Annotated in this window: 21 protein-coding genes; 8 read left to right on the forward strand and 13 right to left on the reverse strand. The window is 37.6% G+C overall.

Going from position 1 to position 20185, the window contains the following annotated elements; all coding sequences use genetic code 11:
• Positions 1-11 precede the first annotated feature (11 nt).
• From PYW32_RS08750 to PYW32_RS08765, 4 genes are all read right to left on the reverse strand, one after another.
• The gene (locus tag PYW32_RS08750; RefSeq protein ID WP_016174679.1) at positions 12-329 is read right to left on the reverse strand and encodes a PTS sugar transporter subunit IIB; all 318 of its coding nucleotides are present in this window, start codon (positions 327-329) and stop codon (positions 12-14) included.
• Between the two features lie 134 nt (positions 330-463).
• Positions 464-3184 (reverse strand): sigma-54-dependent transcriptional regulator, encoded by a 2721-nt coding sequence (locus PYW32_RS08755; protein WP_016174678.1) that lies wholly within the window; start codon positions 3182-3184, stop codon positions 464-466.
• A gap of 12 nt (positions 3185-3196) precedes the next feature.
• Entirely contained in the window at positions 3197-4465 is a 1269-nt protein-coding gene (locus tag PYW32_RS08760) for a DEAD/DEAH box helicase (RefSeq protein ID WP_016174677.1), read from the reverse strand.
• A 10-nt stretch (positions 4466-4475) separates the two neighbouring features.
• The gene (locus PYW32_RS08765; protein ID WP_016174676.1) at positions 4476-5477 is read right to left on the reverse strand and encodes a Gfo/Idh/MocA family protein; all 1002 of its coding nucleotides are present in this window, start codon (positions 5475-5477) and stop codon (positions 4476-4478) included.
• Positions 5478-5648: 171 nt separating this feature from the next.
• On the opposite strand from PYW32_RS08765, the gene PYW32_RS08770 reads away from it, so the two are divergent.
• From PYW32_RS08770 to PYW32_RS08780, 3 genes are all read left to right on the forward strand, one after another.
• On the forward strand, positions 5649-5993 hold the full coding sequence (locus PYW32_RS08770; protein WP_016174675.1) for a DUF4828 domain-containing protein: 345 nt from the start codon (positions 5649-5651) through the stop codon (positions 5991-5993).
• Between the two features lie 113 nt (positions 5994-6106).
• Positions 6107-6262, forward strand: coding sequence for a hypothetical protein (locus PYW32_RS08775; protein ID WP_016174674.1), 156 nt, complete (start codon positions 6107-6109; stop codon positions 6260-6262).
• A 75-nt stretch (positions 6263-6337) separates the two neighbouring features.
• Positions 6338-7648, forward strand: coding sequence for a serine hydrolase (locus PYW32_RS08780; protein WP_016174673.1), 1311 nt, complete (start codon positions 6338-6340; stop codon positions 7646-7648).
• Between the two features lie 45 nt (positions 7649-7693).
• On the opposite strand, the gene PYW32_RS08785 is transcribed toward PYW32_RS08780, so the two are convergent.
• Positions 7694-8179 carry a GyrI-like domain-containing protein gene (locus PYW32_RS08785; protein WP_016174672.1) on the reverse strand — a complete coding sequence of 162 codons (486 nt, stop codon included), beginning with the start codon at positions 8177-8179 and terminating at the stop codon, positions 7694-7696.
• Positions 8180-8295: 116 nt separating this feature from the next.
• Between PYW32_RS08785 and PYW32_RS08790 the strand changes: the two genes are divergently transcribed.
• A complete protein-coding gene (locus PYW32_RS08790; RefSeq protein WP_016174671.1) occupies positions 8296-9510 on the forward strand; it encodes a YdcF family protein in 1215 nt (404 codons plus the stop codon).
• 44 nt (positions 9511-9554) lie between these two features.
• Here PYW32_RS08790 and PYW32_RS08795 read toward each other — a convergent pair whose 3' ends face one another.
• Positions 9555-10058, reverse strand: a complete 504-nt coding sequence (locus PYW32_RS08795; RefSeq protein WP_016174670.1) for an HD domain-containing protein — start codon at positions 10056-10058, stop codon at positions 9555-9557.
• A gap of 143 nt (positions 10059-10201) precedes the next feature.
• Entirely contained in the window at positions 10202-10960 is a 759-nt protein-coding gene (locus PYW32_RS08800) for a TrmH family RNA methyltransferase (RefSeq protein WP_016174669.1), read from the reverse strand.
• 97 nt (positions 10961-11057) lie between these two features.
• Between PYW32_RS08800 and PYW32_RS08805 the strand changes: the two genes are divergently transcribed.
• From PYW32_RS08805 to PYW32_RS08820, 4 genes are all read left to right on the forward strand, one after another.
• Positions 11058-11330, forward strand: coding sequence for an acylphosphatase (locus PYW32_RS08805; protein ID WP_016174668.1), 273 nt, complete (start codon positions 11058-11060; stop codon positions 11328-11330).
• 108 nt (positions 11331-11438) lie between these two features.
• Entirely contained in the window at positions 11439-12380 is a 942-nt protein-coding gene (gene yidC, locus PYW32_RS08810; RefSeq protein ID WP_016174667.1) for a membrane protein insertase YidC, read from the forward strand.
• A 62-nt stretch (positions 12381-12442) separates the two neighbouring features.
• Complete coding sequence (locus tag PYW32_RS08815) at positions 12443-13390, forward strand: AEC family transporter (RefSeq protein ID WP_016174666.1); 948 nt, start codon at positions 12443-12445, stop codon at positions 13388-13390.
• A gap of 68 nt (positions 13391-13458) precedes the next feature.
• The gene (locus PYW32_RS08820; RefSeq protein WP_016174665.1) at positions 13459-13791 is read left to right on the forward strand and encodes a YrdB family protein; all 333 of its coding nucleotides are present in this window, start codon (positions 13459-13461) and stop codon (positions 13789-13791) included.
• Positions 13792-13829: 38 nt separating this feature from the next.
• Here PYW32_RS08820 and glyS read toward each other — a convergent pair whose 3' ends face one another.
• The 6 genes from glyS to hisH all read right to left on the reverse strand — a co-directional run bounded on the left by glyS (position 13830) and on the right by hisH (position 20180).
• A complete protein-coding gene (gene glyS, locus PYW32_RS08825) occupies positions 13830-15902 on the reverse strand; it encodes a glycine--tRNA ligase subunit beta (protein ID WP_016174664.1) in 2073 nt (690 codons plus the stop codon).
• A gap of 1 nt (position 15903) precedes the next feature.
• Complete coding sequence (gene glyQ, locus PYW32_RS08830) at positions 15904-16818, reverse strand: glycine--tRNA ligase subunit alpha (protein ID WP_016174663.1); 915 nt, start codon at positions 16816-16818, stop codon at positions 15904-15906.
• Between the two features lie 612 nt (positions 16819-17430).
• A complete protein-coding gene (hisIE, locus tag PYW32_RS08835; protein ID WP_016174662.1) occupies positions 17431-18075 on the reverse strand; it encodes a bifunctional phosphoribosyl-AMP cyclohydrolase/phosphoribosyl-ATP diphosphatase HisIE in 645 nt (214 codons plus the stop codon).
• A gap of 11 nt (positions 18076-18086) precedes the next feature.
• The gene (gene hisF / locus PYW32_RS08840) at positions 18087-18842 is read right to left on the reverse strand and encodes an imidazole glycerol phosphate synthase subunit HisF (protein ID WP_016174661.1); all 756 of its coding nucleotides are present in this window, start codon (positions 18840-18842) and stop codon (positions 18087-18089) included.
• 1 nt (position 18843) lies between these two features.
• Positions 18844-19560, reverse strand: a complete 717-nt coding sequence (gene hisA, locus PYW32_RS08845; protein ID WP_016174660.1) for a 1-(5-phosphoribosyl)-5-[(5-phosphoribosylamino)methylideneamino]imidazole-4-carboxamide isomerase — start codon at positions 19558-19560, stop codon at positions 18844-18846.
• Positions 19557-20180: an imidazole glycerol phosphate synthase subunit HisH gene (hisH, locus tag PYW32_RS08850; RefSeq protein ID WP_016174659.1), complete on the reverse strand. Its 624-nt coding sequence runs from the start codon at positions 20178-20180 to the stop codon at positions 19557-19559. Before hisH ends, hisA begins: the two co-directional genes overlap by 4 nt.
• Between the last annotated feature and the right edge of the window lie 5 nt (positions 20181-20185).

Consider the following 20185-nt stretch of genomic DNA (forward strand, 5'->3'; position numbering starts at 1 on the left):
CCCCTACGTTTCTACTTCATTAATGCTTCGGCTTGCGCTAACACTTTTCCACCATTCATCATGCCATAATCAGCCATATTGATTACATCTAATGGAATTCCTTTTGGTGCAAGTTTTTCTTCAAATTGGGCTTTCATAAAACGAACTTGTGGGCCTAATAATAAAACGTCCACTGGTTTTGTTTCTAAATGATTGTCCGCATCTGAAGCTGATACTGCAAAGATGTCTGCTTCCATTCCTTTGTCTTCCGCTGCTTTTTGCATTTTAGTTACTAATAAACTAGTGCTCATTCCAGCAGAACATACTAACATGATTGTTTTTTTTGCCATGTTTGTTCATCTCTTTCATTTTTTTCTTTACACTTAACTATAAAGCAAGAAGCGTGCCAAAAATAAAATAGACCAAAAACTGATAAATCTAGCTTTTGGTCTATACAGAATGTTACACAGTGTGCAATTCCACACTACACACTGTCTCTAAGTGTGTAATTATTGTAGTGTGTATCTACTTTGTTCTCAATGAACATTTGTGTTAAAAAGGCAATTTCATCTTCTGGAATCCGTACCGTATAATTTTTTTCAATCAACATTAAACTTGTCCGCAATTGATCGGCTTCTAAGCGATATTGCTTTTGAAAGTTTGCTAAATTAGGAAAATGGCGCGTTGGTTCTTCTTTTAAGAGACTTTCTATTAAAAAGGCTAAGTGAATAACAATACCTGCTTCGGCACTTGGTTCAATAATTAAATGCATCTGGGATTGAATTTGCTGTACGGCTTTTTGCAAATCAATAATCAATGACTGCAAAGAAGCCACATGCGTAATCGTTCCTTTCAATGATTCAACAATCGTTTCAATCGGTACATCGTCACTCACAATCCGTTTCAACATATTTAGTTGGTCATGGTTGAAAATATCATACGCAGAGAAAAATGGAATATTTTGGTACTCTACCTCAACCGTTCCAGCAATCGCACGAATTTCATACTCTTCCAATAAACCATCAATATGTTTTTTAAATGTTTCCCGTTCGATAAACTGCATTTGAATAATTTCCACTTTCGATTGATCGACAACTGGCGCAATCCGCTGATACAGCTTTGCCGCAACACCTTCGCCAGTAAAGCAGGTAACCACGATGGCTTTTTTCGTGCGCTTGGTTTCATGTAACGAACGAAACTGCTCACGCACAATACTTTCAAAAGAGATTTGAATATTTTGATACATATCTTCCAAACTACGCCCTGCATCCGACATACGCAAGGCTTCAATCACAATCATTGTACTTGCCATTGAAATTGCTTTCGTACGAATACCAGTTTCTTCATAGATTAAGTTCACAAACGAATTTAACGAACCCATATCAGTTAACAACAATACCCCATTGGATAGTTCGTCTCGTGATTCAGAAATATACGCCAGTAAGTCTTCATACATGTCTTGGACTTCGGTTTCTAACGACATATTCATCGCTTGACCGGTCGTTGTTCCTAACAATTCTTGGGCTGTTTCTAACATGCTACTAGCCGTTGCACGCCCATGCATTAGCACAACAACGCCCACTTTATTCAAGGGTAATGGTTCATATTCACCCACTTGTATGGATAAAAACATACTAATAAAGCCAATTTCATCAAAAGGAATTTCGACATCGCATTCTTCTTCGATAATACTGGATAAATCTAATGCCACTTGAAATTCAGACTTCAATTGTTTGCGCACCGTATTCAAGTCTGGATGAACAATCATATGCCCTTCTGCTACGCGATCAAGAGTACTTTGTAAATGCATGGCAAAGGCAAAGCGTGCTTTTTCGTTATATTTGCGGTCCAATTCTTCTTCGGCAATATCATATAACCGATTGGTGAGTTTCCATAATTCTGGTGGAATCAATTCTTTTTGCACGGGGGTTTGTGCTAACTCTTCGACATATGTCTCAAAATAGGCATCCACATCACGTGAAATTAATTTCTCCAAATCCACACTTGCAACACCTGTTTCACTTAGACTGGACACTTTTTCTTCAATATCATTATACACTTGCATGTTTCGCTCGGGATCACGTGACCAAACAACATCGGCTTCGCCCGGTTCAAAGCTCAAAAATTCGCCTTTCCCTTCTAAGAAACGATCCAAACGATCAGCCATTTCTTTGACTTTTAAAAGTCCTTTTTGAACTTGGAGTGAACAATCTTTTTTGCGAATCAACAAGGTCTTTTGACGATGCGTCCGATAATGAAGAAATGCTTTAGCACAAACCAACTTCAAATCACGTTTAATTTGCCCAATATTCGCTTCGGCATCATATAACATAAAGGCTAAAATTGCTTCTTTCTCCACTTGAATCCCTTGATTTAAACGATTGGCTTCTTGTTTGATAAACAACGAAATAATTTCATACCGTTCATCTAATGAACGTGCCGCTAAGCTAGGTAACGTAATCGCCATCGGAATTCGACGATTAAATGTTGTTAAAAAAGATTCCGAAGATTCTGTGGTTGCACCAATAATTTGTACTGAAGCTTCATACACTTGGGCGCTTTCCCCTAGTGGACGATATACGCCTTTATCAATAAACGTAAAGAGCATCTCTTGTCCTTCTGGAGGTAAACGATGAATCTCATCTAAGAATAAAATACCCCCGTCTGCTTTAGCAATTAATCCTGGGCTGTCTTCAGTTGCGCCAGTATATGCTCCTTTACGAATACCAAAAATATGCCCAAATAACAATTGTGGATTTTGCGCATAATCAGCACAGTTAAATGAAACAAACGGCGCATCTCTTTTTAACATACTCGATTGAACCGCAAAATGATACATACACTCTGCAAACATAGATTTCCCCGTCCCAGTTTCACCAAAAATAATGGTATGCAACCCTCTTGGCGGATATAAAATGGCGGCTTTCGCTTGTTGAATGCTAACTTTTAGTGATGCATTTTCGCCCACCAAGGTTTCAAACGTGATATCAGTAGAAGTATCCACATGTACTTGGTCATCAGAAATCGCTTCGTAGATCACTGGTCGTCCGGAACGTTTTTGAATTTTTTCTTCTTTATACAGTTCACTCAAATAGCGACTAGCGTTACTGCGGTCAATCTGCAAAATATCTGCGACTTCCGCAGCAGTCAGACCTTTTTTATGCAGTTCAATCGTTTGCAAGATTTCTTCTTTTCTAGAGTACATGTCTCTCTTCCTTTACTTTTTGCTTTTTCGTGCGCCTTTGTTTTTTTGTGCTTTTTTACGATTTTTCACTTTTGGTTTGGCTTTAACGGGTGTTTGTTTCGCTCTTGTTTCAGTCTTTTCTTTCAGTGGTTTGCGTTCTTTTGGTTGATGGACTTCTTTTTCGGGTTGTTCATCTAATAACGCACCGCCATGTAAAAAGACTTCTGTTAATGGAAGGTCTAATTCTTTTGCTAATTTTTTCAAACGAGGTAACGTATTTTCTTGTACGATGGTCACCACTTGACCAGAAGCACCCATACGCCCCACACGACCTGCACGATGTAAGTAGCTTTCTTTGGTCAGAGGGACTTCTGCATTAATCACATACGGCAAACCAGTGATGTCCAAACCACGAGAAGCGACATCGGTGGTTAATAATTCGACAATCTTTCCTTGTTTGAATAATTCAAGTGCCATTTTACGCAATTCTTTCGATTGATCCGATGCCAACGAAGCAACGCGCAAATGATGGAACAATAATTTTTCTTCCGCGCTACCTAAATCCTGTAATTGATTGAAGAAAACTAAGCCTTGAAAAGCTTCAATATGTGCCAAGCGGCGTAGACCGTCCACTAAACGACGACTTGGATAAATCAAATACGTATGTTTGACCACACCTTTACTACGGTCTTCTTTTGTTACATCAAACACTTGAATATCTGGTTGAATCGCTTGAATCGCTGGTAGTGCTTGATCAGCTGTTGCTGAAAAGAATCCAAATTGGACTTCTTGTTGCAGACTTCTAACAATTTCTTCCACTAAATGACTCGCACCTGGTAAAAATAATTGATCCGCTTCATCAAAAATGATCGTTTTTAATTGATGAGATTTAATCTTCTTTTGTTTGATTAACTCCACAATCCGTCCGGGTGTACCGATAAGCACTTCTGGTTTCGTTTTTAATTTTTCAATTTGGCGTTTGACGTTGGCGCCACCAATAAATGGTTGCACATTTAAACCTAAATCTTTGCCCCATTGACGTGCAACTTCGGCTACTTGAATGCCCAGTTCTTGAGAAGACGTTAAGATCAATAATTGATTGCCTTCATCGGGTGTCACATTTTGCATGGTTGGCAAAAGATAAGCCAACGTTTTTCCTGAACCAGTCGGAGAAATCCCAACTAGATTCTCTCCTTTGACTAATGGTCCATACACTGTTTCTTGGATGATAGATGGTTCACTAAACCCTTGTTCATCCCAGCGTTGTTGCCATTTTTCAGGCAGTTTAAATTCTGTTATCACGTACGTTCCTCTATTCCTTATCCGCATCAAATTTGATGTCAGCTTGTTTTCTCAATTCATATAATACATTGTTCACATCGCGAGCTAAGTCAACCCAAGCTTCGTAGCGTGCTACATTCGCTGGTTCAGTTGGTTGCTCAATCACTTCAGCAAAATCTAACGCTTCTTCAATCATTGGATTTGCTTTTGCAGATACTTCTATTGTCGTTGTTCCGTTTTGACGGTCGTGCAATTCCGCTGTTTCAATCGCATTGATGCCGTTTAACGCCAATGTGCCATTGTCAAAATAAAGTTCTGATGGTAAGTCTGAATTGCCAATTTTTCCATGTTGAATCGTCACGTCAAACGTCGCATAGCGTAAAATGACAGTTCCGATTCCATCTACGCCGGTAGCAATTTTGCGCGCAAAGTGATGCACTTCTGTCGGTTTACCAAACCAACCTAGTGCTGCATAGACAGCATAAACACCTAAATCAGATAATGATCCACCAGAAAAACGGGGTGAAAAGATATTTGGCTCTTCTCCTGCTAATACTTGGTCATAGCGTGAAGAATATTTCATATAAGTAAAATTGGCTCCAATAATGTGTTCTGGTGTCGGTAAGACATTGGCAATCGTTTGGAAACTTTTTTCGTGGATATTACGAGCAGCTTCAAAGAAAAAGACTTGTTGCTGTTTCGCTAAGTCAATAATTTCTGCCATCTCTGTTGGATTTGAAAAAGCCGGTTTTTCTACAATCACATGTTTGCCTGCCAAAATAGCTGCTTTAGCTTGACTAAAATGAAGACTGTTTGGCGAAGCAATATAAACTGTATCCAAGACTGGTGTCGCAAAGAACGCATCTAATTCTGTTTCACAAACGATGTCACCTTCGTATTGACGAGCAAATTCTTGCGCTGTTTCGACTTTTCTTGAATAGACAGCAGACAACGTATAACGACCTGTCTCTAGTGCTGCTTGCACGAATTGATGGGTAATCCAATTTGTTCCAATAATCCCTAAATGAACCATTTATTTTCCCTCTTTTCTATAAATTCACCTGTACATAAGTTTCTTATCTACTTAGGGAAAGTTTAACATATAATCACAAAAACTTCTTGAAAAATCCAACCTTAGTCCCAGTTATTTTCTTAAAACACATGCTATAATCAAGGTACTTGATAAGAGAACAGGAGTGATTATGTGAACGCAAGAGTGCTTCTGCTTGGTATTTCTTTAGTGACTGGTATCGTAGGTTCTACGTTGATCCGTCGAAAAAAGACTACCGATAGCAAGCAACATCCTTTTGTCGGCAGCTGGATGTATCTCCGCCAAAATAAAAAAGGCAAAGTCTATGTTACAGTAACAACTGATTTACAGCTTTATATTCAAAATAAGCTACAACCAACGACTGTCTTAGATTATTCGACTGAACGTCTCGCATTAATCGATTCGATGGGGTATCATATTGTGTTTGAGAAAAAAGACGAACACGTAAATTTTTATGACGAAACCGAAGATACTTCTTTTCCATTAATTGAGTGTTAATTTTTTGTGGATGAACAAGGTTTGTTCCGTTAAATAAGGAGTACTTATTTATATTTCAAGGTGTGGGTTCGATTCCCATCTTCCACGTATCAACTATGAAAGGTGTGCTGTCTATGTTAACCACATTTGTTTCATTATTATCTATTGTAGGATTAATGGGATTATTGGCGTTGTTTTCTTACCTCGCGTATCACATTAGTCACACAGAAACGCCAGCAAGTGTTCCTGTTCGAGTAGAATCTTCTTCAGAGTATTCTCGCAGAGTTTAGTTGTAACTAAACTCTTTTATTTTTGCTTTGAATTTGATACACTCTTAAGTTGAGACTATTTAAAGGAGAGTATTTATGAAGAAAAAACATCGCTTTCTCCCCTTACTAGCGGGAATCTTGTTCTTCCTTTCATCGGTTGTTCCACTTTTTAGTGTACAAGCAGATGAATTGTCTGGCGATTTCAAAGTGGAAGCAAAAGCTGCCCTTTCGATTGACGCAGATACAGGTAAAATTTTATACGATCAAAACAGTGACGATGCCCTAGGAATTGCCTCTATCACCAAGATTATCAGTCTGTACTTAGTAGAAAAAGAAGTAGCAGAAGGAAAACTTGCATGGGACGATGAAGTAGAAATTTCAGATTTTGTTGCAGAATTAAGTGTTCACCCTGAACTTTCTAATGTTCCCTTAGAGTCAACTAGCAAATACACCGTCAAAGATTTATTTGATTCTGCGTTTATTCAATCATCCAATGCATCCACAATGGCGCTAGCAGAAAAAATTGCTGGTACCGAAGCAGCCTTTGTTGATTTGATGAAAAAACAATTGGAAGATTGGGGCATTAAAGATGCCAAAATCGTCAACTCTACTGGATTAAATAATGTTTATCTTGGAGAACAGATTTACCCTGGCTCAAAAAAAGATGACGAAAATATTTTATCTGCGAAAGGTGTTGCAATTGTTGCACGTCATTTAATTCATGACTATCCAGATGTATTAGAAGTAACAGCTACCCCAAAACAAGAATTTGGTGCGCATACCTTCTCACCAATTGAAATGGTCAATTGGAACTGGATGTTACCTGGTATGATTTATGAAAAAGCTGGAGTAGATGGTCTAAAAACAGGAACCACTGATTTAGCAGGTGCTTGTTTTGTTGGTACCATGACTAAAGATGGTCAACGTATTATCACGGTTGTTTTAAACGCAACGAATCATGAAACAGATCCTGGTGCTCGTTTTGTTGAAACTGGCCGTTTAATGGATTATACCTTTGATAATTGGAAAAAAGAAGAAGTCTTAGCGCAAGGTGCGACTGTTCCAGAATTTAAAACAGCGCCTGTGCATCAAGGGAAAGAATTAACTGTCCCTGTCCAAACTGAAAATGCGGTCACTGTTTGGTTACATTCATCAATGACTAAAGAGGATGTGACATTTAAAACAACGTTAAACGCCAAACGTGTCACTGACAAAAATGAATTACAAGCACCTATTGAAAAAGGTGAAAATGTAGGAACCGTACAAGCAACGACACCAGACAAATTAGGTTTCGTTGAAGCAAGCGATGAAGAATCTGTTCAAACACCGCTTGTTGCCAGTCAAGAAATGGCAAAAGCGAACATCTTTGTGCAAGCATGGCGAGCAGTGAAAGGTTTATTTAATTAAAAAAGTAGGTGTCATTTTTCTGTTAAGAAAGTGACACCTACTTTTTTATAACATTTGCACAGGAAAATATAGTTCAACTTCTCCTGGTTCAAAGCTTGGCAGATAATGTTCTTGAATCGCTGCAACTAACTCTGCGTTTTCTTGCGGTAAAATTTCTTCAAACATTTTTTCTGTCATCATCTCTAAATTGGCTTCATTGGTTTTGACAACCAGATATTCCATTGCTGGAACCAACCAACGCTGCCAATCATGTGGTGGAGTAACTTCATGTGGCAATTGCATTCCTGCCAAATAACGTCCCTCTTCTTGCCATGGATCTAACCAACGTTTCGCATCACTCATCAAACCCCATAAATGAACAGAATCGACTTCCCATTCTTTTGCTGATTCTGCTAATTCTTCAAAATCACGATTTGCTAGTTCCCATAATTCTGGAACCCAAGAGGATGCTTCTGTTGCTAACCCACGCCCTTCTTTTCCAATTACGGCAAATTCAGGTAATCTTTTACGTATTACTTCACCTAGTTCCAATCAAATCTCCTCCTACTCATCTCTTTTTTATTGTAACGGATTTTCACAAATAAATAAAACAAGATTTTTTTAACAAAATTCGTTATACTAAATCTATTAATGAATGGAGTGATTGTATGGGGATAATGCAATTATTAATTTTTGGAATTCCTTACTTAATAGGTGCTAGCGGCATTTATTTATGGCGTAAGAAACAGCCACAGCCCGACAAATTTTTCTTTTTAACAAGTTGGACACTATTGGCGCTTTCCGTGTATTTAGGGATACTTGAAGCTAAAAATGGTACTTATTATTTAGTAATTCCACTATTCTTTTTCGGTTTATTTTTCTTTTCGTATCGTTTAGAAAAAACCAGATTAATTAACGGGTTTTTGTTTAATTTATTTGTGGTCGTCTTTGGTAGTTACTTAGTGATTAATTTTGTTCAAACACCAAACATTGTCGTCTTTTTATTGTTAGCAGGGATTGGTGTCTGTCTATTATTGGTGCTAGCATTTGGTTTTACTGGACTCATGTTGTTATTGTATTGGAATGCAGTGGTCGTTATTCGTAAGGAATCACGTTCCTTAGCAAATTTGCTAACCTTGATTTTAGCAATTTTAATGACGTTATGGCTGATTTATGACCATTTCATCGCCAGCAGCTTACCTGAATGGGCAACACTCTTGTTATCCATTCTACCAATGACACTCTTTTATTTTGCCTTTGTTTTCTTGAATTTCTTAACAGTTTCTGTGTTGTATCAATTCAATCATCCACGTTACAAACAAGATTGTATTATTATTTTGGGTGCTGGTTTAATTAATGGCGAACGTGTTTCTCCATTATTAGCACGACGAATTGATAAAGCAATTGCGTTTTATCATCAACAAAAACACGCGACTGGAAAAGCACCTAAACTAGTTATGTCAGGTGGACAAGGTCCAGATGAGAAAGTTTCTGAAGCAGTAGCGATGAAGCAATATGCGTTAACACAAGCAATTCCCGAAAGTGATATTTTAGTTGAAACCAATTCCACAACAACGTTAGAAAACATGCAATTTTCAAAAGAAATCATTCAACAAACTTTTGGTGACCAAGCGAATGTGATTTTTTCTTCGAATAATTATCATATTTTCCGTGCAGGTATTTTTGCTCGTTGGGCAGGTTTAAAAGCAGACGGTATTGGTTCTAAGACAGCATTGTATTACTTACCAAATGCGTTTCTAAGAGAATTCATCGCTATTGTAGCGATGAACAAAAAACGTCATTTCATCATTGTTGGTTTATTAGCAGCGATGATTTTAGCGTTAACTTTAATTTTGCTGATTGGTTCTTATTTTGTAAAATAAAAAAACAGGTAATAGCATATTTGCTATTACCTGTTTTGGTTTTCTTACATAGAATGATTTCTTGCAACGGCACGTTGAAGGCTTGATTTAAAGCGTTTCACTAAGGGGCTAGTGGCCTCTTGAACCGCACAATATTTATCGACCATTGTTACAATATAACTCTCTTTATAACGTGGTGGTGCGATTGTTGCTCCCCACATATGTTTGACAATAATGTCACGTTCCAAATCAGAAAGTTCGGTCAGTTTCTCGGCATTTTGTACAGCAATTCTTGGATGCATGTACGCATGAGATCCTTCATCGAATTTCGTTGTACGCCAATCATAATAAAACAAATCATGTAATAGTCCTGCACGCGCTGTTGCACGAGCATCACCATTCCAACGTTTTGCTAGTTTATAACTGTTATAAGAAACACTAATTGAATGATCTAATCGAGTTGAATGCATATGTTGAACAAATTCTGATAATTTTTGAACTTCGTCTGTCGCAAGTAAATCTTCTACATAAGAAAGATATTCTGTATCTTTTTGCCATTCTGCTGTCATATGAATCTTTTGGCCACCTTTTACTTTGCATTTTTTTGTATCTAATAAAAGTATAGCACGCTGATTTTAAATTTCTAGGATATCATCAGATTGTCAAAAAACTTTAATAGTTCCTTAAAATTTGTACTTTTTTCACACAATAATTACACAAAGGCATACATTAGGACCCCTGCTGCGACACCAACGTTTAGAGATTCCGCTTGACCATAAATCGGGATATACAAATTTTTCGTTGTCATTTGTAATAATTCAGTCGCGACACCTTGCCCTTCATTGCCTAAAATTAATGCCACGTGTGCGGTTTTTTCTACTTGATTAAACTGAACAGCATCAACATTTAACTCTGTACCATAAACAGGGATATGATTTTCTTGAAATTTAGGAACTACTTCTAGTAAGTCGCACGCAATCACAGGTAAATGAAATTGGCTACCTTGCATGCTACGTAAGACTTTTGTACTGTAGATATCTGCAGTACCTTTCCCTAGTAGGACACCTGTAAATCCTGCAGCATCCGCTGTTCGAATCATCGTGCCCACATTTCCTGGATCTTGGACATTATCTAACAATAACCATTTTCCTTGATAGCTTATTTCTGTTGCTGGTTCTTTTTGAACAACTGCAATCATGCCTTGGGGGGTTGGTAAATCAGATAATTGTTTCATTACTTCATCCGAAACAAAATACGTAGTGCTCACTTGTTCAGTTACCCATGTGCCCCATTCCTTTTGTCCACGCGCATCAATAAAAATTTCTTCGACGTTTGCGCCATATTTTACAGCTTCTTCAACTAAATGGAATCCTTCAAGTAGATATTTGCCTTCTTGTTCACGATATTTGCGTTTATGTAATTTTTTACGTTCTTTAATAAGTCCATTTTTTGTGGATAGAATTTCTTTCATGCTTTCACCTCGGGTTTCATTATAGCACGAAAGAATTTACAAGGCTTGTTCAAATCTATAAAAAGCGCTATCATAAAAGAAAAAAGGAGTGATGAATATGAAAAAAATTCGCATGAACGTTCAAGGTCGTGTCCAAGGTGTCGGTTTTCGCTTCACCACTAAAATGTTAGCCGATGAATTAGGCGTTTACGGTAGCGCAATGAATGAGGATAACGGATCAGTCACTATCGAAGCGATGGGTGAAGATGATGCGATGGATACCTTCATTGAAAAAGTCAAAGCCTCTCCTGCCCCCTATGGACGGGTCACATTTTACACGATTGAAGAAAATGCAACCATCACCGAACGCGACCGTTTTATTACAAATTAAGTTCTTCACACTTCTTTCACATTTAATTTTGACCTTGTTCATTGAAAAGAGACCTGTTTTTTAGTATAGTTAACTTTGTCTAAATTTAATAAGTAGAGGAAGAAGTAAATGAGAAAAATGAAAAATTGGCTGGTTGGCTCCGGTCTTTTCGCGCTTTTAATCACATTATCTGGGTGTGTAAGTCGTTTGGAAGATGGTTCACCTGATCCAAATGGGCTAATTTATCGCACATTGGTACAACCATTAGGAAAATTCCTTTCGTATGTCGCTACCGACTTAGGTCTAGGATTCGGTTTGGCGATTATCGTTGTAACAATTATTGTTCGTTTGATTATTTTGCCATTAGGGATTAGCCAATCAAAAAAAGCGATGGTCCAAAGTGAAAAAATGCAATTCTTAAAACCACAAATTGACGTGGTTCAAAAGAAATTAAAGGCAGCGACAACTCGTGAAGAACAAATGCAAATCCAAATGGAAATGCAAAATATCTATAAAGAAAACAATGTCAGCATGCTTGGTGGTATCGGTTGTTTGCCAATGTTAATTCAAATGCCGATTTTTACTGCGCTCTACTTTACAGCGCAATTTACACCAGGAATTGATAAAGCAACATTCTTAGGAATTTCGCTTGGTTCACCTAGTATCGTGCTTGTCATTATTGCAGGTCTTTCCTATGTCTTACAAGGTTACCTATCATTAATTGGTATTCCGGAAGAACAAAAGAAAACAATGCGTAGTATGTTAATTGTTTCTCCATTGATGATTGTGATGGTTTCATTCGCTTCTCCTGCTGGAGTAACATTATACTGGGTAGTCGGTGGTATCTTCAGTTGTGTGCAAACATTTATCACAAATGTCATTATGAAACCAAGAATTAAAGCACAAATTGCTGAAGAAATGGAAAAAAATCCGCCAAAAACTGTCGTAACACCAATGAAAGACGTGACGGATTCTGTTGAACCTACGAACGACACTATTCCAGCTCCTAAGAAAAAACAAGAGCAATCAGGAAATGGACGCAACGCAGGTAAACAACAAAAAAGAAAATAATCAAATTGTTCTTTTTCTTCCGTAGAAAAAGAACAATTTTTTTACCCAAAGGAGGAATCAGGTTGTTACAAGCATATCTCAATATTTTTGTTATTTTCTTATTGATGTTTGTTGGTTATTGGTTATCTTACAAACAATGGTTCACCAATCGAACAGCAGATGTCTTTTCCAAAATTGTTTTGAATTTATCGTTACCGTTTAGCATGTTCTTAAATATTACCGCTAATTTTTCTCGGGATGAGTTTCTATCATTGTTTTCAGGAATGATTATTCCCTTACTTTCAATGCTGGTTACATTGGGTGTTAGTTTTATTTATCGTAAACTTTTCCGTATCACAACCACACGACAAGGAACTTTTTCAACGATGGTGACGTGTTCAAATACTATTTTTATTGGATTACCCATTAATTTAGCCATTTTTGGAGAGCCTTCGATTCCTTATGTATTACTGTATTATATTATTAACACGACAATTTTTTGGACAATTGGTATTTATTTAATTGCTACAGACCGTCCACAAATCAAAGAAACACGCGTCACTTTTCATCCACTCGTTGCGTTAAAAAAGATTTTCTCGCCTGCTTTATTAGGTTTTATTATCGGATTAATTTGGATGATTCTAGCACTTAGAGTACCGATTCTTGTCAAAGGTTTTGGGACCTATTTGGCTGATTTAACGACGCCATTATCCATGTTTGCTATTGGTATTATGGTTTATTTTAACGGCGTGAAAAATTTGAAGATGAATAAAGATATTGCTGGTGTTTTAATTGGACGTTTTCTCTTATCACCACTCATCGTTTGGTTAATCGGACAATGGATCCAGGTTCCCACTTTAATGCTGCAAGTATTTATTATCCAATCCGCAATGCCTGTACAAAATTCTGTGCCTATTTTGGCAAGAACATATCATGCAGATGAGGAATTTGCAGCTTCAAGTATGGGCTATTCGGTATTAATTTATATGCTTTACATTCCGATTTTATTGAAAATTATTTACGCTATGTAATTAAAGTTTCCATACAATTTTTGTATGGAAGCTTTTTTTGCTACAATTGACTAAAAAGGAGAAAAAAGATGCAGACACTCAAATTTAGTAATTTAATACTCGCTTTTTTACTAGAATTAATGGCCTTATTGATTCTAAGCTATTGGGGATTTGTCTACACACCGCTACCGTTTATGATAGGTATAGGCGCACCAATCCTCTTTATAGTCATTTGGGCAAAATGGTGTGCTCCCAAAGCGACACACCGCCTTGAAGGAAACGCCCTCCTCTGCTTAAAAAGCTTATTATTAAGTATTCCTGTTTTATGCCTCGTGTTGCTCAATCAATTGTTTTTTGCCTTTATTTTTGCCTTACTTATTCTACTCCATTTATCATTAAGTAGTTATTTTAAAACAGTATAAAAAAATAGATTGCCTCTGTTAGACAATCTATTTTTTTGTTATTTTGTAATTAATGTATCTAAGCTAGCTAAAGCTAAAGACATTTTAGAAATTTTACGTAATTGTAAAAGACGATTATTGCGAATAGCCTCATCTTCCACCATAACCATTGTTTGATCGAAATACGCTTCAATCAATGGGCGCAGCGCAACAAGTGCCGCATAGTTTTCTTCTACGGTTTGATTTGCAACGTTTTCCTCTAAACGAACAGTTGCTTCATACAAAGCTTTCTCTGCATCATTTTCGAATAGCGCCGGATTAATCGCTGCTTCTTCATTTTCCACTTTTTTCGCTAAATTAATCACACGAGTTAAAGCTTCCATGGATGGTTTAAAGTCCTCATCTTCTAAATGAGCCTTCAACATGTCGGCTGTTTCAAATAAACGATAGAAATCTTCTTGCTCAGCATGAATGACCGCATCAATCACATCATGACGAATATTTTTTCCTAAGAAGAATTGACGAAGACGTGCATGTAAGAAGTCTAATACTTGTTTGTCTTCATCTGTTAATTGAATGCCGTATACTTCTTGGTCAGCATTGATTTTTTCTTCAATCATTCGTTGTAACCCTAAGAATGGGAAACGCCATTGTTTGTCAGCAACAATTCGCACGATTCCGTATGTTTGACGGCGTAACGCATACGGGTCATTTGAACCGCTTGGACGCATTCCTACAGCAAAGAATGATAGCACGCTATCTAATTTGTCAGCAATCGCTAAAACAGCGCCAACATTTGATTGTGGCAACTCACCTTCACTTGAAATTGGCATGTAATGTTCACGAATCGCTTGTGCCACGGCTGGTTTTTCACCTTGTAATAAGGCATATTTTTCACCCATGATTCCTTGTAATTCTGGGAATTCACCCACCATATTGGTTACTAAATCAAATTTGTAGATTTCTGTCGCACGTTGTAAATCAGCTAATTCTTCTGTTGTTAGGCCAACATTTTCACCAATAATTTGTGCTTCCACACCTACACGTTGCATTTTTTCATAAATTGAACCAATTTTTTCGTGGAAAGTAACGTTTTTCAATTTATTGACACATTGATCGATGGTTAGTTTTTGATCTTCGCTGTAGAAGAATTCCGCGTCTTCCAAACGAGCAATCAACACTTTTTCATTTCCTTTAATAACGTTTTCGATTTTAACACTATCGCCATTACGTACAGAAATAAAATGTGGTAATAACTGACCTTCTGCATTGCGGACATCAAAATATCGTTGGTGTTCTTTCATTGAAGTCACTAATACTTCTTCAGGAACAGCTAAATATTTTTCGTCAAAATTACCAACAAAAGCCGTTGGATATTCCACTAAATTGTTTACTTCTTCCAATAACTCATCATCTAATTCAATTGTCCAATTGTTTTGATTTGCAATTTCTTTGATTTGTGTAGCAATAACTGCTTCACGCTCTGTAGAGTCTGCTAAAACACATTGTGCTTTCAATTTTTCAAGATATTCGTCTGCATGCGCAAAGGTAACATCTTCACCTAAGAAACGGTGACCACGAGAAGCACGTCCTGTTTGGACATCTAAAATTTCAAATGGAATAATTTCATCACCTAATAAAGCAACAATCCAGTGAATTGGACGAATATATTCAAAGTCGTACTTGCTCCAGTGCATCGTAACTGGGAAAGTTAAACTGGTAATTACATCTTTTAAGCCCATTAGCACATCAATTGCAGATTTTCCTGGTGTATGTTTTGTTACATAGACATATTCTACCCCTTTTAACTCTTTAAATGTAATGTCTTCAGTCGTTAATCCTTGCCCACGAACAAAGCCTTGCGCTGCTTTTGACCAATTGCCTTCAGCATCTAACGCGATTTTTTTCGCAGGACCTTTCACTTCTTCTTCCATATCTTCTTGTTTTTCATCAAGGTTCGTTACGTAAATTGCTAAACGTCGTGGAGTCGAAAAAGCTTGGATTGCCTCGAAATTCAAATGATTGTCTGTTAAAAATTGACGTGTTTTTTCTTCTAGTTGTTTCATGCTTGGTACCACAACGTGTGCCGGCATTTCTTCTAATCCAACTTCAAATAATAGATTTTTTGCCATCTTATTTCTCCTCCTGTAATAATTTCTCTGCTTCTTCGCGATCTAATAATGGGTAACCCAATTTTTTACGCTCGTCCACAAAGATTTTTGCTACTTCACGTGCCATATTACGGATACGTGCTAAATAACCGGCACGTTCCGTTACTGAAACAGCACCACGCGCATCTAATAAGTTAAAGTTGTGGCTACATTTTAAAATGTAATCATACGCTGGATGCACTAAGCTTTCAGCAATACAACGTTTTGCTTCTGCTTCAAATTTTGTAAAGTTATCTAATAACATCTCTTGGTCGCTGATTTCAAATGAGTATTTTGAATGTTCATATTCTGGTTGTTTGAAGATTTCTCCGTATTTCACACCTGGTGACCATTCTAAGTCATAGACGCTTTCCACTTCTTGAATGTAAGATGCTAAACGTTCTAATCCATAAGTTAATTCAGCTGTTACTGGATGACAAGCTAAACCACCTACTTGTTGGAAATACGTAAATTGAGTGATTTCCATCCCATTTAACCAAACTTCCCAACCTAAACCAGCACAACCCATAGAAGGATTTTCCCAGTTGTCTTCAACAAAACGGATATCATGTTCCAATGGATTAATTCCTAATTTTTCTAAACTCTCTAAATATAGTTCTTGAATATTTTCTGGTGATGGTTTCATAACTACTTGGAATTGATGGTGTTGATACAAACGGTTGGGATTTTCTCCATAACGACCATCAGCTGGACGACGTGAAGGCTCTACATAAGCAGCATTCCAAGGCTCAGGACCAATGGCACGTAAAAAGGTGTATGGGCTCATTGTACCTGCTCCTTTTTCTGTATCATATGCTTGCATTAGCATACAACCGTTGTCAGACCAAAATTTTTGTAATGTTAAAATCATTTCTTGGACAGTTAATTTTTGACTCATGATTTTGCTCCTTTTCTTTTGTGTTTTTGGCTAATTTTTTTCATTGGGTGGAGATTTTCATACGGTGTTTCGGCGCTTTGGTAACTACGCTTTCTCTGGTCGCCTAGTACTGTTCAACATCAGCTCTCTGCTTCGCTTTGCTCAGCGAATCGCTGTGTTTCGGTGCTTTGATAACTACGCTCCCTCTGGTCGCCTAGTACTGTTCAACATCAGCTCTCTGCTTCGCTTTGCTCAGCGAATCGCTGTGTTTCGGTGCTTTGATAACTACGCTCCCTCTGGTCGCCTAGTACTGTTCAACATCAGCTCTCTGCTTCGCTTTGCTCAGCGAATCGCTGTGTTTCACAGCAAAAAGTCCCTATATCTATACACTTAGGTACAGATATAGGGACGAATAAGTTCGCGGTTCCACCCTACTTCCGATTGCTCGGCAGCTTCGTTTTCTCTGTGCTCACATTGCCCTCGGTAAAAAGTTCTTTATTTGGCTCCCACTCTCCCAAACTCGCTCAAAAAGGTTGGCTTTTTCCTTTTGATGCTCATTGCACTATTTGAATATAACTATAATAATTCGTTATTCCATTGTTTGTCAAACGAAAGATGAAAATTTTCGCAAAATTATTTCATCGTTTCTTGTTTTACTTTATGGTCAACCACATGACGCTTAGCTAGTTCTTCAGCAACTTCTTTTACTGAAATATTCATCTCATTCATCAAAACTAACACATGGTACGCTAAATCTGCTACTTCATAAACCGTTTCTTCACGGTCTTCTTTCATAGCACCGATGACCACTTCGGTTGATTCTTCCCCAATTTTTTTCAAGATTTTTTCTTTGCCTTTTTCGAATAAATAACTAGTATAGCTACCTTCTTTAGGCGTATCTTTTCTTTCTTGAATTAAATTATATAATTGCGTCAATGAAAATTTTTCAGGAATGTTTTCTTCATAAATTGTTTCAAAGAAGCAGCTTTCTGCGCCGGTATGACAAGCAGGACCATCTTTTTTGACTAATGCAACTAGGGCATCTTGATCACAATCGGCTTTTAGAGAAACTAAATGTTGGTAATTGCCACTTGTTTCACCTTTGCGCCATAATTCTTGACGACTACGTGAATAAAATGTCATCAATTTGTCTTTTAAAGTTAATTCAATACTTTCTTGGTTCATATACGCAACGGTTAAGACTTCCTTTGTTTCTACATCTTGTACAACAACAGGAATCAAATTATTTGCGCCAAATTTTAATGTTTGGATGTCCATTTTTTCATCTCCTATAATCGTACTGCGATTTTCTCTTCAGCTAATTGTGCTTTTAAGTCAGGAATTTTCACTTCGCCATAATGGAAGATTGACGCCGCTAATCCCGCTTCGATATTTGGTAATTGGAATAACTCCGTAAAGTCAGCTACCTTACCCGCACCTCCTGAAGCAACAATTGGTAAAGAAGAAACTTCGGTAATAGCTTTTAATAAAGGTAAATCAAATCCTTCTTTTACGCCATCGGTATCCATGCTATTGATAACTAACTCTCCAGCACCTAGTGTTTCTCCTTGACGAATCCATTCTAAGGCATCAATGCCAGTATCTTCACGGCCACCTTTGGCAAAAACATGCCATGCATCGCCCACGCGACGAATATCCACAGATAAAACGACACATTGACTGCCATAGCGTTTCGCACCTTCTGCAATTAATTGTGGGTTACGAATCGCCCCTGAATTGACACTGACTTTATCCGCACCACAATTTAACACACGCTCAAAATCTTTTAGTTCATTAATCCCGCCTCCAACAGTGAGCGGAATAAATACTTCTGAAGCCACCGCCTGTAAAATATCGGTAAACAAGCCTCGTCCTTCTGCAGAAGCTGTAATATCGTAAAAAACTAACTCATCGGCGCCTTGTTCATTGTAAAATTTAGCCAAGGTTACCGGATCATTGACATCTTTTAAACCAGCGAAATTCACACCTTTCACTACACGTCCATCGCGAACATCTAAACAAGGAATAATTCGTTTTGAAATCATGTTATTCCTCCGCTTCTTTTAAGACATCTTCTAATTTTAAGTCACCTTTGTACAATGCTTTACCGACAATGGCACTTGGAATACCGATTTCTTTTAATGCAGTAATATCATGTAATGTTGCCACACCACCTGAAGCAACAAATTCGACACCCTCAATTTCTAATAATTGTTGGTACAAAGGAATATTAATTCCTTGACCTGTCCCATCACGAGAGATTTCGGTAAAGATAATCGTTTTTGTCCCCCATGATGCTAATTCTTTACAAAAATCAAAAGCATCTGTTTCAGTGGTTTCTAACCATCCTTCAACCGCCACTTTCCCGTCGCGAGCATCGACTCCGACAGCAATTTTATCGCCATATTTTTGAATGAGTTCTTTGGCTAATGTCGGATTTTTTTGTGGTAGTGTCCCGATAATCACGCGATGAACACCCGCCGCTAAACAACGTTCAATCGTTTCTTCATCACGAATACCGCCGCCCACTTCGACAAATAAATTCGTGTTTGCCACAATTTTTTCGGCTGTTTTGAAATAACGTAACGCACCATCTTTGGCACCGTCTAAATCAACTAAATGCAAATATTTTGCGCCTTTTTCTTCAAAGGATTGTGCAAAGGCGACCGGATCTTCCCCAAAAACTTCTTGTTGGTCATAATCACCTTGGTACAAACGCACAACTTTCTCATTTAATAAATCAATCGCTGGAAAAATTTTCATCCTTTCACCTCCGAAAATGCTTGAAGCATTTGCAAACCAACTGTGCCACTTTTCTCTGGATGGAATTGTGCACCATAAACATTGTCTTTTTGCACCAAACCGGGCACTTCTATCCCATACTCACTGGTTGCGACTAAACTATCTTCACAATTTGTTGCATAAAAACTATGCACATAATAAACTTGCTCGCCTTTATTAAAGTTCTCCAATAAGACACTTTCTTTTTTTACAAGTAATTCATTCCAACCAATATGAGGAACTTTTAGGGATAAGTTTTGTGCTTGTAGCGCTTCTTTTAATGAAACGATTTCGCCTGAAAGTAGTCCCAGTCCACGGTGTTCACCAAATTCTGTACTCTTTTCAAATAACAGTTGCATCCCTAAACAAATACCCATTAGTGGTTTTCCTTCTTCGACCAACTGTTTAATCGGTGCTTCTAATTGATGTTCACGTAATTTTTGAATCGCATCACCAAACGCACCGACACCTGGTAAAATAATCTGATCTGCTGCTTTTAATTGAGCAATGTCATTTGTAATGACACTCTCAATTCCTAAATATTCTAATGAACGAGACAAACTAAAGAGATTGCCTACACCGTAATCAATAATCGCAATCATTTTTT

This window comes from Enterococcus saccharolyticus subsp. saccharolyticus (assembly GCF_029023825.1).
GTDB classification, from domain to species: Bacteria; Bacillota; Bacilli; order Lactobacillales; family Enterococcaceae; genus Enterococcus_F; species Enterococcus_F saccharolyticus.

What these genes read in the sequence shown, in the direction of transcription:
- PYW32_RS08750 (WP_016174679.1), bottom strand. Translation starts at nt 329, where the DNA reads ATGGCAAAAAAAACAATCATGTTAGTATGTTCTGCTGGAATGAGCACT.
- PYW32_RS08755 (WP_016174678.1), bottom strand. Translation starts at nt 3,184, where the DNA reads ATGTACTCTAGAAAAGAAGAAATCTTGCAAACGATTGAACTGCATAAA.
- PYW32_RS08765 (WP_016174676.1), bottom strand. Translation starts at nt 5,477, where the DNA reads ATGGTTCATTTAGGGATTATTGGAACAAATTGGATTACCCATCAATTC.
- PYW32_RS08775 (WP_016174674.1), top strand. Translation starts at nt 6,107, where the DNA reads ATGTTAACCACATTTGTTTCATTATTATCTATTGTAGGATTAATGGGA.
- PYW32_RS08780 (WP_016174673.1), top strand. Translation starts at nt 6,338, where the DNA reads ATGAAGAAAAAACATCGCTTTCTCCCCTTACTAGCGGGAATCTTGTTC.
- PYW32_RS08790 (WP_016174671.1), top strand. Translation starts at nt 8,296, where the DNA reads ATGGGGATAATGCAATTATTAATTTTTGGAATTCCTTACTTAATAGGT.
- PYW32_RS08795 (WP_016174670.1), bottom strand. Translation starts at nt 10,058, where the DNA reads ATGACAGCAGAATGGCAAAAAGATACAGAATATCTTTCTTATGTAGAA.
- PYW32_RS08800 (WP_016174669.1), bottom strand. Translation starts at nt 10,960, where the DNA reads ATGAAAGAAATTCTATCCACAAAAAATGGACTTATTAAAGAACGTAAA.
- PYW32_RS08805 (WP_016174668.1), top strand. Translation starts at nt 11,058, where the DNA reads ATGAAAAAAATTCGCATGAACGTTCAAGGTCGTGTCCAAGGTGTCGGT.
- yidC (WP_016174667.1), top strand. Translation starts at nt 11,439, where the DNA reads ATGAGAAAAATGAAAAATTGGCTGGTTGGCTCCGGTCTTTTCGCGCTT.
- PYW32_RS08820 (WP_016174665.1), top strand. Translation starts at nt 13,459, where the DNA reads ATGCAGACACTCAAATTTAGTAATTTAATACTCGCTTTTTTACTAGAA.
- glyS (WP_016174664.1), bottom strand. Translation starts at nt 15,902, where the DNA reads ATGGCAAAAAATCTATTATTTGAAGTTGGATTAGAAGAAATGCCGGCA.
- glyQ (WP_016174663.1), bottom strand. Translation starts at nt 16,818, where the DNA reads ATGAGTCAAAAATTAACTGTCCAAGAAATGATTTTAACATTACAAAAA.
- hisIE (WP_016174662.1), bottom strand. Translation starts at nt 18,075, where the DNA reads ATGGACATCCAAACATTAAAATTTGGCGCAAATAATTTGATTCCTGTT.
- hisF (WP_016174661.1), bottom strand. Translation starts at nt 18,842, where the DNA reads ATGATTTCAAAACGAATTATTCCTTGTTTAGATGTTCGCGATGGACGT.
- hisA (WP_016174660.1), bottom strand. Translation starts at nt 19,560, where the DNA reads ATGAAAATTTTTCCAGCGATTGATTTATTAAATGAGAAAGTTGTGCGT.
- hisH (WP_016174659.1), bottom strand. Translation starts at nt 20,180, where the DNA reads ATGATTGCGATTATTGATTACGGTGTAGGCAATCTCTTTAGTTTGTCT.